Here is a 15,036-nt window from a genome sequence, read left to right as displayed (position 1 = left end):
GATTTTGGTGCTGTGCCAATATACATTTCCTGCCGGGAAAAGATGAGTGTATGAGGAGATTTCCTCTGTTTAATCCGTCTGAATTTTGCCGGATAACATGTGCTATATTCAGATGGTCCCTTATAGATTAATTACTTAGCGGGTACTGAAAATGACATTAGAGAGCTTGACTAATGACGCAGTAGGTCAGATTGAAGAGGTGTTTTCAAAGAAACTCACTGCCCAGGAGACCGAGAAAGTCTCGAAAATTGTCGAAAAGACATTAATCAAGGCAGTCACCGGAGTGACCAAACACTATGTTGATGCAGCATCGTTATGCTGTGGCCCGGAAGCGGATATGGCTCATAAAATCAAGGAAGAGGTGGAGAGAAAGAAACACGCCCTGTTTGGCAACCTGATCAGTTTACGCTAAAGCTGTTTTTCTTTACCGCCTGCAACACCAGGAGTTCATTCCATGGCCAAAGATACCCTGCCCGCGATCGGCGAAGCTGAAGCCAGTGGTGAGATTGCCGAGCTTTATGACGATATTCGTGAAACGCTGAATGTTACTGCTATTAACTATGTCTGGAGGCATATTGCCACCATAGACGGCGGCCTGCGCTGGGCTTGGGATGTGGCAAAGCCTATGTTCGTCTCGGGAAGGGTGGAGAGTGAATGTGAACACCTGCAGGCGCAGTTGTCTTACCCGAAACTGCCCGCCTTGAGTGATACGACACTCTCTCTCGTGGGTGTTGAAGATGACGGCCGAAATATGATTGGTGCGATTCTCGATACCTATAACCGCGGCAACCTGCTCAACATGGTTTCCCTCTCCGCACTGCTTGCCGAGCCTGAGATGCCGCCTGTCGGGAATCGTTCACGCGTTGATTTGCCATTCACTGATATTGCTTTGCCGCCGATTCCAGAGGTTGTTGACCTTTCGGGAGAAGTGAGTGAGCAAGTGCTGGTGCTGAATGATCTCGGTGCCAAACCCGGTCCAAATCGCGTTGTTGCCAGTATCTATAAACATATTGCCCTGTGGCCAGGCTATCTCTCCCTGAGCTGGGTGCAACTCGCCGAGATGCACAGCGATGGGTCTCTGCTAAAACTGATCGAAGAGACACAGCAGGCTGCCCGTCTGCATGCAACTTTTCTTGCGGCTGATCTTGGTCCGCGCCCTGATGGAGCCGTGGCAGATCAGGTTCGCAGCACTGTATTTGAGTTCACCGATACGGTGATTGCACGAATGATTCCCATTGGACAGATGCTGCGTCAGTCGCTTATAAAAACATAACTTGCAGTATTTTTAGCCAGAGTTATGAAAGCTGCCTTCATTATTCTCATATTGCTTGCAATCGCAGTAGTGGTAGCCCTTCACTTTCTGGGCAAGTCATCGAGGTCAGGCGCTCCGGCAGGAGTTATTGATGGGAAACTTGCCATATGCCCGGGCACTTCGAATTGTGTTTGCAGTGAATATAACCAGGGGCCAAATTATATTGAACCTATGGGCTACCTTGAATTGGCAGGGAGAGATATTTCGGATATTGCACTGATTGTGCAAAGCATGGGTGGAACTCTCCAAGAGCAGACCGAAGACTATCTCTCTTCAACTTTTGAATCCAGCCTGTTTGGTTTTACAGATGACCTGGAGGTCAGGATTGACAGGCAGCAGGAGATGATGCACTTTCGCTCTTCATCCAGGGTGGGAAGGAACGATTTAGGTGTGAATCGTCAACGCGTTGAAAAGCTGAAGCTACTGCTTTCCGATATGTAAAATTTGAACTAAGTAAAGCCCTCTATTTCGATGTATCCAACGATAGCGAAAACATAAAATCATCGTATCTTGAATATCTTTATAGGACGTATAGGAATCATTATCCATAGAGCAAGGAATAGGTCTAACCATTATCAGTTGGAATAAGAATAATATCGTTGTAGCAATTTCCGCTTTTCTATAAGCATATGAACTGATAGAGTATTTATATCATTTGTTTAAGGAATAAACACTAGTTGCTCTATATGGGTTTTCATAATCCAGTATTGACGTAACTCGAGCGGCTGCCAATGGAATGTATGCATGATGCCAATCTACTCGAAGAGTAAACTCCTTGCCGGCAAGTTATTCTTGCTACTTGCGATTCTCTGCCTGGGCCTGATATCACTGTGGCCTGTTTCTGGTTATTCAGCTAGCAACAAGAATAGCTCAATCCAACTGACGCCAGAAGAAGCAGCCTGGCTCGAAGCCAACCCTGAAATCAGGGTTGCAGGTGATATTCAATGGCCACCATTCAATTTCTCTGAAGATGGAGTCCCTCAAGGCTATTCGATCGGCTATATAGAGATGTTGGCGAAAAAAGTCGGGCTAAATGTAAAATATGTGACTGGCCCGGTCTGGAATGAATTTCTCGAGATGATGAAGGCGGGAACGCTCGATGTCATGCTCGATATCGTCAAAACACCTGAGCGACAAGAGTATCTTCTCTACACGCCGCCGTATGTCAGCAATCCGAATGTTATTCTCAGTCGCAGCGCGTCAGCCTACAAGAGCGTGGAAGAGCTCTTTGGCAAGACTGTTGCAGTAACAGCAGGTTCGTTCTACGAGGAGGTTCTTGAAAGAGATTATCCCCAGATAAATATCCTTGGAGTCGCAGACACATTCGAAACGATCAAAGCAGTCAGTTTTCTGAATGCCGATGCCGCTTTTGGTGAGACAGCTGCAATCAGACATTTAATGAAAAAACATCTGACCACCGGCTTGGTGATTTCAGGTGAATTGAAAATGGGTGATCCGGAGTTGGCTCTATTGCACATTGCGACACGTAAAGAGCTGCCACACCTTGCATCTATCCTGAGAAAAGGTATGGCTGCTGTCAGTGAAGATGAAAAACAGGCGATACACAGGCTGTGGGTTACCGAGGAAGACAAGGTTGACTCTGTTGATCAGACGATTGACTTGAGTGAGGCTGAGAAACAATGGTTAAAACAACATTCGGTAATTTCAGTTGTTGATGACTTTGCATGGCCACCATTCACATTTCTGGATGAGGACGGCAACATGGCCGGTCTTGCTTCCAGCTATATTCGCCTGTTTGGCGAGAGACTTGGTGTCGAGTTCCGGCCAAAATTTGGGCGTAGCTGGGACCAGGCTCTTGATGAAGTTAAATCGCGTCAAAGCGATACGGTTCCGTTGCTGATTCCTACCAAGGAGCGTGAAACATTTTTATCCTTCACCAAGCCCGTCATCTCATTTCCTCTAGTACTTGCCACTCGTAACGATAGTTCATTTATCGATAGTCTGGATGATCTTTCCGGGAAACGTGTGGGTGTAGTGGATGGTTATCTCAATGATAAGAGACTGAAAGTGGGGTATCCGGCCATTGAAGTGGTTCTATACGGAAGTGTTTCTGAAGGATTGGAAGCTGTGGATGGAGGAGAGATAGACGCTTTTGCTGCTAGCCTCGGTGTGATTGAGTATGAACGTAGTCGACTGGGACTGGATAACATCAAGGTCGCTGCACCTACACCCTTTGTCGATAATCTGAGTTTTGGAATTCGTAAAGATTGGCCCGAACTGGTTTCAATGATCAATAAAGTTCTTGATTCAATTACTGATCGGGAAAAGACTGCGATCAAAAAAAACCTGGATAGGGATTACATTTACTCTTGGTACACAGATTGGAACCATAGTGAAATGGACCGTTCCGATTGCTCTCATTGCCCTCGTGTTTATTACTTTCATCGTGATCTGGAACCGGAAGTTGAAAACTGAGGTAATTGAGCGTATGGAAGCTCAACGTCGGCAGGCTGAACTGCTGCGTGAGTTGAATTTCCAACAGTTTGCACTTGACCAACACTCTATCGTCAGCATGACTGACAGCGACGGCAAGATCACTTATACCAATGGCCGTTTTTGTAAAATCAGTGGCTACTCCGAAAAAGAACTGCTGGGTAATAATCATCGCATTCTTAAATCCGGCGTTCACCCTGAAAGCTATTACAATGAAATATGGGACACGATCAGTAAAGGTTTAACCTGGCGCGGGGAGGTCTGCAATAAGGCAAAGGATGGCACTTTATATTGGGTGAATGCATCCATTGTTCCATTTATGGGCGACTCTGGCCCGGAGCGTTATATTTCCATCCGTACTGATATCACAGAGCGTAAGAGGGCAGAAGAGGCCCTGCGTGCAGCGGAGGAGCGTAGTCGCTTGCTGTTGGAGTCGGTTGGAGAGGGGATTTTCGGGATCGGTGAAGATGGTTTGGTGGATTTTATTAATCAGGAGGCGTTGAAGTTACTCGGTTATGAAGCGGATGAGCTTATAGGCCAAAAGATTCATCCGATTATTCACCATACTCATGCAGATGGCAGTCATTACCCCATAGAAGAGTGCCCTATGCATAAGTCGGCGACTGAAGGGAGCTTTCACAAGGTTGAGGATGAGTTGCTTTGGCGAAAAGATGGTTCCTGTTTTCCGGCTCAATACACCAGTGTCCCGATTGTTAAAGGCGGCAAGTTATCAGGTGTCGTGGTGCTGTTCCGTGATATTACAGAACAGCAGCGGGCGAACCAGGCGATATCGGAAGCAAGAACTGCTGCGGAAGAGGCCACCGGGGCCAAATCAGACTTTCTCGCCAACATGTCTCATGAGATACGCACGCCAATGAATGCCATTATCGGCATGAGTCACCTTGCGATACAAACTGACATGGATTCCAAGCAGCGTGATTATGTCAACAAGATACATCATGCTGCTGATTCTCTTCTCGGGCTGATTAATGACATTCTCGATTTTTCCAAGATAGAAGCCGGCAAGCTTGATATGGAAACGATTCCCTTCAGCCTAGACGACACGCTGGAAAAGTGTGCAACTCTGATTTCTGTCAAAACGGTGGAGAAAGGACTGGAGTTGCTCATTGACATTGATCCTGATGTGCCGCACGGACTGGTTGGTGACCCTCTTCGTCTTGGCCAGGTCCTGACTAACCTGGCGAACAACGCAGTCAAATTCACCGAGCAGGGTGAAATCATTTTACGCATCGAGATGGTAAAGGAAACTGAAGATAAGGTCACAGTTCAATTTTCTGTCATTGATAGCGGAATTGGTATGACTGATAAACAGATGAAAAAACTGTTTCAGTCATTCAGCCAGGCAGATGCTTCAACTACGCGAAAGTATGGTGGCACAGGTCTCGGTCTGACGATAAGTAAAACACTGGTAGAAATGATGGGGGGGAAATCTGGGTGGAAAGCACCCATGGAGAGGGCAGTACTTTTTCCTTTACCGCAAACTTCGGTTTGTCAAAACCTGATGAGGTCAAGAGTCAATCATTGGTGTCGGATTTAAGCGGTCTTTCGGTACTGGTTGTGGATGACAGTCTTGCGTCATTGAAAATCATGCAGAATATGGCGGAGAGCCTCGGCCTCGAGGTGGAACTGGCTGAAGATGGCGTAGAGGCGCTGGACAAGGTGCGCCATGCTGATCAAGCTGGGACTCCCTACAGAATTGTGTTCACAGATTGGAAAATGCCGAATATGAACGGTATTGATCTGTGTCGACAGATCAAGTCTGATACCAGCCTCAATACTCCTCCGAAAGTGGTTATCGTCACGGCCTATGATAATGATATGTTAAATCATATCGGCAATGTTCAGTTAGATGGTCATTTACCTAAACCTGTTTTATTTGCAGGCCTGCGGGATGTAACCATGGCGGCCTTGGGCCACAAAGAACAGAAACCGATTACTAGTAAGCGTGATCCTGGACTGGAGATGGTTAAAGCGATCCGCGGTGCAAATATCCTTCTCGTTGAGGACAACATCGTAAACCAGCAGGTCGCCACTGAGTTGTTAGAGCATGCCAGGTTGAATGTCACGGTCGCTGACAATGGCCAGGTTGCGGCTGAAAAAGTGAAAAAAGAAGCTTTTGATGCTGTATTGATGGATGTGCAGATGCCGGTGATGGATGGCTACGCTGCAACTCGTGAGATCCGCAAAGAGCCACAGTTTAAAGAGCTTCCCATTATTGCCATGACTGCTAATGCCATGATGGGTGACCGTGAGAAAAGTCTGCAAGCCGGTATGACTGATCATGTATCCAAGCCCATTGTCCCAAGAGAGTTGTTTGGCGCATTGGCACGATGGATTGCGCCAGGTGAGCGCGAAGTTCCCAAAATTATTGATGAGGAGATCCCTGGTATGGAAGAACCTGTTACAGGAACCCCTCTGGAACTACCCGGTTTTGATGTTGAAAACACCTTGGCACGAATGGGAGGTAGTCATGATGTTTACCGTAAGATTCTGGCAAAGTTTGTGGAGTCCGAGGAGGGGGCATTTGAGAAAATCCTGCTCGATATGCGTGAGGGAAATGTCAATGATGCCATGCGTGGTGCACATACGATGAAAGGTGTTGCCGCTATGGTTGGTGCTACCACTTTAAGTTCTGATGCGGGTGAATTGGAAAAGGCGCTCTTAGCCGGAGTAGAGACTGTACCGGATGATTTAATAGCACGTGTCAGGCAAACCTATAACAACACGCTGGAGATCGTTAAAACTGCATTGAGTATAAAAGTGGATGAAGACATTACGATAGATGAAGAAGTGATTTCAAAGGCAGAGCTTCTGGGTGAATTGAGAGGCATTGCAAAGCGAATTGAAGAGTTTGACTCCACTGTTGAAGATGCTGTCGAGAAATTGATATCGAGAGTCGATGAGCCAAAATTGAGCGCATCTCTTGGTAAGCTACAATATTCTCTTGGTAAATATGATTTTGATGTGACTGATTCCTTGCTGACCAAAATTGTGGAGGATCTTTCCGATAGCTAGACTCTGATGGTATTGTCAGATGTTATTTTTGATTTAGGGAGTAATACTAATGAAGCAGGATGTTTCTGAAATAACAGTTCTCGTGGTGGATGACACACCAACGAATATAGATGTGGTCAAGGGGATTCTGGCGGAGAGTTATTTTGTACAAGCTGCCGTCAGTGGAAAAATGGCACTGCAAATCATCGCCAGGAAAAAGCCGGATCTGATCCTGCTGGATATCATGATGCCTGATATGGATGGTTATGAAGTCTGTCGACGACTCAAAGACAATCAGGAAACACATGATATACCCATCATCTTTTTAACTGCAAAGGTTGAAGTTGATGATGAGGCCAGGGGCTTGGAGTTAGGAGCAGTAGATTTCATCGCAAAGCCAATCAGCCCTCCTATTCTGAAAGAGCGCGTTAAAACACATCTTGAATTGAAGCTCGCACGTGATTCCCTGGAAAAGCAGAATGAAATTCTGGAAGAGAAGGTGATAAAACGCACGCAACAGTTGGAAGAGATACAGGATGTTGCCATGGTGGCATTGGGTTCACTGGCTGAGACACGGGATCCGGAAACCGGCAACCATATTCGTCGTACGCAACGATATGTGAAATTGCTGGCATTACAACTAAAGGATAACCCTCGCTTTAGTGACTTGCTAACCCCTGAAAATATCACGTCACTTTATAAATCAGCTCCACTTCATGATATCGGTAAGGTTGGTGTTCCAGATTATATTCTCCTTAAGCCGGGCAAGTTGACGCCCGAAGAGTTTGAGGTGATGAAAAAACATACAACATACGGCCGGAATTCAATTGAAGCAGCAGAGTTGACTATTAGCCGGGCCGATAATTTTCTTGTTTTTGCCAAGGAGATTGCATACTACCACCATGAGAAATGGGATGGCTCCGGCTATCCGGAAGGCTTGTCCGGGGATGATATTCCTGTCTCTGCACGATTGATGGCGATTGCAGATGTTTATGATGCAATGATCAGCAGGCGAGTGTATAAATCACCATATCCGCATGATAAAGCCGTTGCGTTCATCCAGGATGGAAAGGGCAGTCATTTTGATCCCGACATGGTTGATGCCTTTATGGAAGTAGCCGGTCAGTATTATGAAATTTCCAGGAAGTACGCAGATTCCGAGGAAGAGGTTATTGCCAAGGCCGGGCTTTCCTGAAACTGATGAAAAGTAATCTGCCACCTTCATTGGAATAAAGAACGCGTTAATAGCAAATATAAATAATTATTACTTCCTGAGGTTGTGTCTAAAGCGTATATTTTTTAATAAGAGGCTTCGTAACTTCTAGCCTGTCATTTGGCGTGGGAGAAACAATCATGTTTTTAGCCGAAGCAATCATTGCTATTGTTTCATCTTGGTTGTACAGCAAGATACAATATGGCTGCATTTGCGAAGAACTCTTATGAATGAAGGTCTGACATGGGGCTTTGAGGCATCGCTTTCAGAGTGGTTAATTGTCCTTGCTTTGCTGGCCATTCTTGCTGTTGCGGGTGGTGTGGTAACCAGGCGCCTGTCACTCAAAATATCCAGTAAGCCAACAGCTCCAGCAAGTGAGCCGGATTCAGTATCTGAAAGCTGGCATGCCGAAACTGCAGCAGAAGTCATACAACGACTCCTCTCAAAAAAGAAGGTCTCTCCAGGGAAGAGGCGGCAGACAGGCTGCTCAAGCACGGCCCAAACCGGCTTCCAGAGGCAGAAGCGCACGGCCCGTTGGTGCGATTTTTCTTCCAATTCCATAATGTACTGATCTACGTACTGCTTGTTGCATGTGTTATCACGGCCATACTCGGACACTGGGTCGATTCCATCGTGATACTTGGCGTTGTTGTCCTTAACGCCATCATTGGATTTATCCAGGAAGGCAAGGCCGAGAATGCGCTGAAAGCAATCCGACAGATGCTTTCCCAGAATGCCGTCGTTGTACGGGACGGACAACAAACGACTATTTCCGCCGAGGAACTCGTACCCGGTGATATCGTACAGTTGCAATCAGGCGATAAGGTGCCGGCAGACCTGCGTTTGTTTCGTGTGAAGGGGCTCCAGGTTCAGGAGTCGATCTTGACAGGTGAATCAATGGCGGTAGAAAAGACCATTGATCCTGTTGCTTTCGAATCTGTTATCGGTGATCGACGCTGCATGGCCTATTCGGGCACACTCGTTACCCACGGGCAGGGCGGTGGTGTGGTGGTTTCTACGGGCGCGCAAACCGAGATAGGTCGTATCAGCACGCTGGTATCTGAAGTTGAATCTGTGACGACGCCCCTGTTACGTCAGATGGCACAGTTTGGTGGCTGGCTCACCCTGGCAATACTGGGTATTGCTGCTATTACTTTCGCTTTTGGCTTGTTGATCAGGGGTTACGCAGCCACAGATATGTTTCTTGCAGCTGTCAGCCTGGCAGTCGCAGCAATCCCGGAGGGGCTGCCTGCGATTATGACAATCACGCTGGCTATCGGTGTGCAGCGTATGGCCAAGCGCAATGCCATTATTCGTAAACTGCCGGCAGTAGAGACGCTGGGAGCAGTAACAGTTATCTGTTCAGACAAGACAGGCACCCTGACGCGTAATGAAATGACTGTACGTACGATTGCAACTGCCGGTAACCTGATTGAACTGGAAGACTCCGGTGATGGCGTTCATGAGACATTTACACGTGCACGGGAGGGCATGCCTGTGCATGAGCAGTCGCTCTTGCAGGAGATGGTTCGCGCTGCGGTGCTTTGTAATGATGCATCGCTGGAGCAAGGAGAGAGGGAGTGGTTCGTTAGCGGTGACCCGATGGAAGGGGCGCTGCTGGTGGCCGGTTTAAAGGCCGGTATAGATATAAAAGAGGAGGGTAAACAGTTTCCGCGCACCGATCATATCCCTTTTGAATCAGAACATCGTTTTATGGCGACACTTCATCGTAGCTACAGCGATGAAGTTTTCATCTTTCTGAAAGGGGCTCCCGAGCGCGTCCTTGAGATGTGTACTCACCAAAGAACCGGTGATGAAGCTCAGCCGCTGGATAAAACTTACTGGTTGGATCGCATTGAAGAGATTGCACAGCAAGGCCAGCGGGTTTTGGCGATTGCAACCAAGCAGGTGGGTTACGAACAGACAGAGATAAAGTTCAGTGATGTAGAAGATGAGCTGGTCATGCTTGGCATGTTCGGCTTGATTGACCCTCCTCGTGAGGAAGCAATTGACGCAGTAAAGGCCTGTTCTGTTGCAGGTATCAAGGTGAAGATGATCACGGGCGACCACGGCGCTACTGCACGCTCCATTGCCCAACAACTGAGCCTCGCTAATGCCGATGATGTGCTCACCGGGGAAGACCTTGAATCAATGAGTGAAGATGAACTGCGTCAACGTGTGCATGATGTTGATGTGTATGCGCGTGTCAATCCTGAGCACAAGCTGTTGTTGGTCAGATTGTTCCAGGAAGAGGGTTTGATTGTTGCAATGACTGGTGATGGCGTGAATGATGCGCCTGCATTGAAGCGAGCTGATGTTGGAACAGCCATGGGCCGCAATGGAACAGAGGCGGCCAAGGAAGCATCTGAAATGGTACTGGCCGATGACAATTTCGCATCAATCATTCATGCCGTGGAAGAGGGGCGCACTGTTTACGACAATCTTAAAAAAGCCATCCTGTTTATTCTGCCGACCAACGGTGGTGAAGCGCTGGTGATATTTGCCGCGATTCTGTTTGGCTTTCACCAGTTGCCCCTGACACCGGTTCAGATACTCTGGGTCAACATGATCACGGCGGTTACGCTGGCGTTGTCCCTTGCGTTTGAACCGCCTGAGCGGAATGTCATGCAGCGTGAACCGCGTGATGCCTCTGAACCAATGCTGTCGTCTTATCTGGCGTATTGCATTTGTCTCCATCATTTTGATGGCAGGAACATTCGGTCTTTTTATCCTGGAAATAGAGCGAGGTGCCAGTGTCGAGTATGCGCGAACAGTCGCAGTGAATACACTGGTCATGTTCGAGATATTTTACCTCTTCAACTCCCGCTATATCACTGCCTCGGTATTTAACTGGGAGGGCTTGTCAGGCAATCGATATGTTTTGATGGCAATTGGTGTACTCATCCTGTTTCAGCTGGCATTTACCTACTTGGGACCGATGCAGTCACTGTTCGGTACAGCAGCAATCGACCTGAATATCTGGTTACGTATTCTGTTAGTCTCATCATCTGTATTGTTTCTGGTCGAGTTGGAGAAATCTATTGTGCGCTACATGTATAAAAAACGGACAGGCTGAAGAATGCTGTTCTAAGCAGGCATCTAGCCGGGTTTATTCGAAAGCACCATTGTTTCTAACTGCATGGCTATTTTTATTGGCCTGTTTGGTTTCAGTGCAGGTTTCTCATGCCGCTTTGTCACCTGAAGCTCAAGCGCATCGCGAAGAAAATCGTGTTTTAGAAAGCGAAGTGCTCAAAGGGAAGGTTGTTTACAGTGTCAGAATGGAAGAGCTTGATACAGCAAGACTCTATATCGTAGAGGCCGACTGCACATACAGATTCCTGGTCGAGTATAAGAAAAACTGGCTTGGACTCTTTGGCTGGGTTGGACCGCAGAAATTCAATGTTGAACTCGCAGGGGAACCCGATTGTGATCCTGTTGCACACCTGCCTGTCGATAAGGCCTTGTTTCGCCAGATCATATTCAGCTCCGTTTCCAGAATATATTCCCTCCCGCTCGAGACGATTCAGGAATCTACTCGTCTGTATAAAAAGCCTGCCGACCCCGTCAGGTTAAGCATGGATTTTCGAATCCTTGCGCTACGCGGCTATCTTGAGGAGCGCGTTGGCTGTCGTATCACTGATAGGAAATTCAAAAAACTTCGTACAGTTGGAGGTTTATTGAAGGTTACCGAGGCGGATTGTAACCAGAAATAAGCGTGTTTAGGCTTGATTTGTGTTATTTCTGCAACAAATTGGGTGGGGAAAACTATTGTGCTATAAAGCCAACACATCTAAACTGTGCACTTATGAGCAAGTCTCGACAGGCTCATACAAATTCACAATTCTTGGATCAAAGGGAGATACCATGAAAAAAAGTATTCTGGCTGCAGCAATCGCTGCTGCAGTAGCTGCACCGGCAGTTAATGCAAACGTCACCATTTACGGCAAGGTTCACGTCTCTGTTGATAATATTGACGGTGATATGTACAACTGGCCTGACGAAGACGGCTACAGACATGATGATTCTATAAGTGATCTCGATCAATGGCAGGTCAAGTCACGCGCTTCACGCATCGGTTTCAATGGCACCGAAGACCTCGGTAACGGTCTGAGCCTGATCTGGAAAGCTGAAACCACTTATGATTTCGCTGACGGCAGTGCCTGGGGTTCTGGTCGTAATGCTTATATCGGTTTGACCGGCGACTGGGGTACTTTCCTCTATGGTCGTCACGACACCCCTTACAAAATGGCTTACTACGCCGGCGGCGTTGAGATGATGGGTGATACCATTATCGATTTTGGTGAAACTGGCTATCTTGATTCCACGTACTCTCGCGTCCGTGCAAGCAACGCAATCGCCTATGTTTCTCCAAACATGAATGGTCTGACCATTGCCGCTGCTATCGTTCCTGGCGAAGGCAACAACTTCGACAAAGGAACCGGTCTTGCTGATGCAGTTTCTATTTCTGGTATGTACAGCAACAATGGCCTGAAGCTGGCTGCAGGCTATGAAGACCTGGGCGACGATGACAACAAGTTCCTTGTTACCGCCGGTTACACAATGAACAATTTCACTATCGCTGCTCTCTACCAGAATGCTGATTTTGAAGATCAGGATATTGATACCGTTCTGCTCGCTGGTAGTTATTCAATGGGCAATAACACCTTCGTGGCCAAGTGGGGAAGAACAAAAGACAGCTATAGAGATGGTACTCGAGCAACAGTCTGGAGCCTAGGTGCAGAGCACAAACTGAGCAAGCGCTCCAGCGTCTATGTCGGCTACACCAATGCAGACGAAAACTATCAAGATGATTCAATGGATGGATTCTCAGTCGGTATGATTCACAACTTCTAAGTTTTTTAGAAACTTGTGTGTTATAGAAACGGGATCTTCGGATCCCGTTTTTTCATTTGAGTGCCAGAAATCTGAAAACAGTTTGGGTGTTCTCCAGGAAATTATGAGTAACGTCACTTTCTCCGAAACTGCTATTATTCCGATAAAATCAGAACACGTCGTATATAGACACAGAAACAGGTTAGATATTCACCATGAGCGACAAGATACCGGGGCTCCCGACACTCAATTTCAGTATGAAATCTGCAAACAAGGCGCCGCCTAAGAGTGTGCAGAGAAAGCCAGTCATGCTGCATATCAAGGCGATTCCCGACAGTAACACTATCGAGGTAAAGCACTTCGATCATGATATCGGCGCTTTTATCTATGCTCGCTCCGGAAATGTCAAACTGTTGGACAATGAGCGCCTCGATGGGCTGGATCACTCAAGCCTTATCCTTGGGGGGCTGAGTCCTAAACCTGCAGAGATCAATCCTGGGGATTTTGCATTCAACTTCATCAGTGACCCTGATCAAAACAGCAAGGCACTCGATGATGCAATCGACTTCGTTGAAAAGAATCAAATCCACTGCTTGAATCACCCCGCCAAGGTAAAACGTATGACCCGGGATGGGCTCTACCAGCAATTTGGAGAGTTGGAGGGAGTTGTCATTCCTAAAACCTTGCGTGTTTCGCCCCGTTACGACAGCGATATCCGGGAGATGGTAGAAGCTGGTGACATCTCTCTGCCAATGATTGTGCGCCCGGCTGGAGGGCATGATGGCAAGAACATGCTGCTAGTGGAGTCACTGGACGATATCCGCGAACTTCAGAGTTTTGCCTTTAATGGCAGCGACTATTTCCTGATTGAGTTCCAGGATTACTGCGGCGCCGATGGCTTTTACCGAAAGTACCGCATGATGTGGATTAATGGTAAAGCTTATCCCCGTCACCTGATTCTTGACCGCAAGTGGAATATTCACGGGAAGAACCGTGAAAATCACATGGTGGATAATGAACAACTGCGTAACGAAGAGATTGCCTTTTACAAAGATCCTGAATCTTCACTAGGCGCCAGGAACTACGCATTAGTACACAAGATTTTTACAGGTATTGGTCTGGATTACTGTGGTATGGATTTCAGCATTCTTCCAAACGGGGATCTCGTTATATTCGAGGCGAATGCCGCTATGAATGCAGTTTCGACAGATCCAACGGCACTCCACAAAGAGTCCCTTATCGGTGATGTTTTTGATTACCAGAATGCCTATTGGCAGGAGCAGGAGAAAGCCAAAGTTTCCATGTTAAGAGAAGCGGCAGCTCTCGGTGTCGGAAGTCAGTCTACCCCCACGAACTGAGAGATTGCTTATGTGCAGCTTCTGCTAGTGCAACCTCTCTCTCTTGACGCCAAATGAGACCTCGTTTCTTTCATGTAACAGATTCGCTACTTCGTTAATGATCTGGTCGATATCGGTCTCTTCATGAAGCTTCATCTCTTCAACGAAGGCTTCAATCATCTCTTCGCCGTGATCAATATCGACTTCTGCGTGTACCTCAGTGTACTGCAGGTCTTCGCTTCCCAGGCGCTTGGATAGTTCATGCATCAAGCGGATGTTGCCTGCCATATTCTCTGCAAAGGTGATGAAGGTGAGACTTCTCATTGCATCATTGTTCTCTATGGCATTGCTGAAATAGTGTCGAATTTTTCGCACTATCGCACTGGTTTCCTCGTAGGTTTTTTCACTTGGAAAAGCATCTGCAGAGCGCAGGAAGTCTGCGAGTAAATCCTGGTGGCCACCACCAATCTCTTCAACCAGGTTGTGTTCCAGAAGCTGTTTGGCCGTCTTCGATTTGACAGTAATCATTGCAGCGGATATCTGTGGGATGAAGTTAGATTCAAGAACTAATGCGCATCGCCTGATAACGTCCCTCATTTCATCAGGATTATCTGTAAGCAAAGCTTGCTCTACTAACTGGTCAACATCCTGCTGAAAATCATCTATCGCACTGGTAATCTGGTCTTTATTCATATGGGCTTTACTTGGAGGCCATCAACGATGTAATTATATCAAGAATTCGCTATGTATCATTAGCGGGTATTCATAATCAGCCGTGAGAACTCCTCTTCCGACCGGTCAGCTTTGAAGCTAGGGTAGCAACAATGAAAAATGACCACCAGGAGGTGAAATTCTGCACTAACCTGGTGGTG

General features: G+C 47.1%; 11 protein-coding genes and 1 pseudogene. 11 read left to right on the top strand and 1 reads right to left on the bottom strand.

Going from position 1 to position 15,036, the window contains the following annotated elements; all coding sequences use genetic code 11:
- Window positions 1–151 precede the first annotated feature (151 nt).
- The 11 genes and pseudogenes from BOW06_RS00620 (at window position 152) to BOW06_RS00570 (ending at window position 14,185) form a co-directional block, all read left to right on the top strand.
- Window positions 152–412 carry a hypothetical protein gene (locus BOW06_RS00620; RefSeq protein ID WP_078454359.1) on the top strand — a complete coding sequence of 87 codons (261 nt, stop codon included), beginning with the start codon at window positions 152–154 and terminating at the stop codon, window positions 410–412.
- Between the two features lie 42 nt (window positions 413–454).
- A complete protein-coding gene (locus BOW06_RS00615; protein ID WP_043118324.1) occupies window positions 455–1,273 on the top strand; it encodes a hypothetical protein in 819 nt (272 codons plus the stop codon).
- Window positions 1,274–1,297: 24 nt separating this feature from the next.
- Window positions 1,298–1,753: a DUF1499 domain-containing protein gene (locus BOW06_RS00610; protein WP_078454358.1), complete on the top strand. Its 456-nt coding sequence runs from the start codon at window positions 1,298–1,300 to the stop codon at window positions 1,751–1,753.
- A 303-nt stretch (window positions 1,754–2,056) separates the two neighbouring features.
- Window positions 2,057–3,748, top strand: a complete 1,692-nt coding sequence (locus BOW06_RS00605) for a transporter substrate-binding domain-containing protein (RefSeq protein WP_043118326.1) — start codon at window positions 2,057–2,059, stop codon at window positions 3,746–3,748.
- A 13-nt stretch (window positions 3,749–3,761) separates the two neighbouring features.
- The gene (locus tag BOW06_RS13165) at window positions 3,762–5,324 is read left to right on the top strand and encodes a PAS domain-containing protein (RefSeq protein WP_179115102.1); all 1,563 of its coding nucleotides are present in this window, start codon (window positions 3,762–3,764) and stop codon (window positions 5,322–5,324) included.
- Window positions 5,276–6,802, top strand: coding sequence for a response regulator (locus BOW06_RS00595; RefSeq protein WP_144077470.1), 1,527 nt, complete (start codon window positions 5,276–5,278; stop codon window positions 6,800–6,802). The genes BOW06_RS13165 and BOW06_RS00595 overlap by 49 nt, the downstream gene beginning before the upstream one ends.
- Before the next feature lie 49 nt (window positions 6,803–6,851).
- Window positions 6,852–7,976, top strand: a complete 1,125-nt coding sequence (locus tag BOW06_RS00590; RefSeq protein ID WP_078453564.1) for an HD-GYP domain-containing protein — start codon at window positions 6,852–6,854, stop codon at window positions 7,974–7,976.
- 244 nt (window positions 7,977–8,220) lie between these two features.
- Window positions 8,221–11,070, top strand: a pseudogene (locus tag BOW06_RS00585) (cation-transporting P-type ATPase).
- 49 nt (window positions 11,071–11,119) lie between these two features.
- Window positions 11,120–11,707: a hypothetical protein gene (locus tag BOW06_RS00580; RefSeq protein WP_143555830.1), complete on the top strand. Its 588-nt coding sequence runs from the start codon at window positions 11,120–11,122 to the stop codon at window positions 11,705–11,707.
- A 151-nt stretch (window positions 11,708–11,858) separates the two neighbouring features.
- Window positions 11,859–12,848 carry a porin gene (locus BOW06_RS00575; protein WP_078454355.1) on the top strand — a complete coding sequence of 330 codons (990 nt, stop codon included), beginning with the start codon at window positions 11,859–11,861 and terminating at the stop codon, window positions 12,846–12,848.
- Between the two features lie 194 nt (window positions 12,849–13,042).
- A complete protein-coding gene (locus BOW06_RS00570; protein WP_078454920.1) occupies window positions 13,043–14,185 on the top strand; it encodes an ATP-grasp domain-containing protein in 1,143 nt (380 codons plus the stop codon).
- A 24-nt stretch (window positions 14,186–14,209) separates the two neighbouring features.
- Here the strand turns inward: BOW06_RS00570 and BOW06_RS00565 are convergent, their stop codons facing one another.
- Complete coding sequence (locus tag BOW06_RS00565) at window positions 14,210–14,857, bottom strand: iron-containing redox enzyme family protein (protein WP_043118341.1); 648 nt, start codon at window positions 14,855–14,857, stop codon at window positions 14,210–14,212.
- Between the last annotated feature and the right edge of the window lie 179 nt (window positions 14,858–15,036).

The organism is Solemya velum gill symbiont (assembly GCF_002020255.1).
GTDB lineage: Bacteria > Pseudomonadota > Gammaproteobacteria > Chromatiales > Chromatiaceae.
This window is presented reverse-complemented; position numbering and strand designations above follow the sequence as displayed.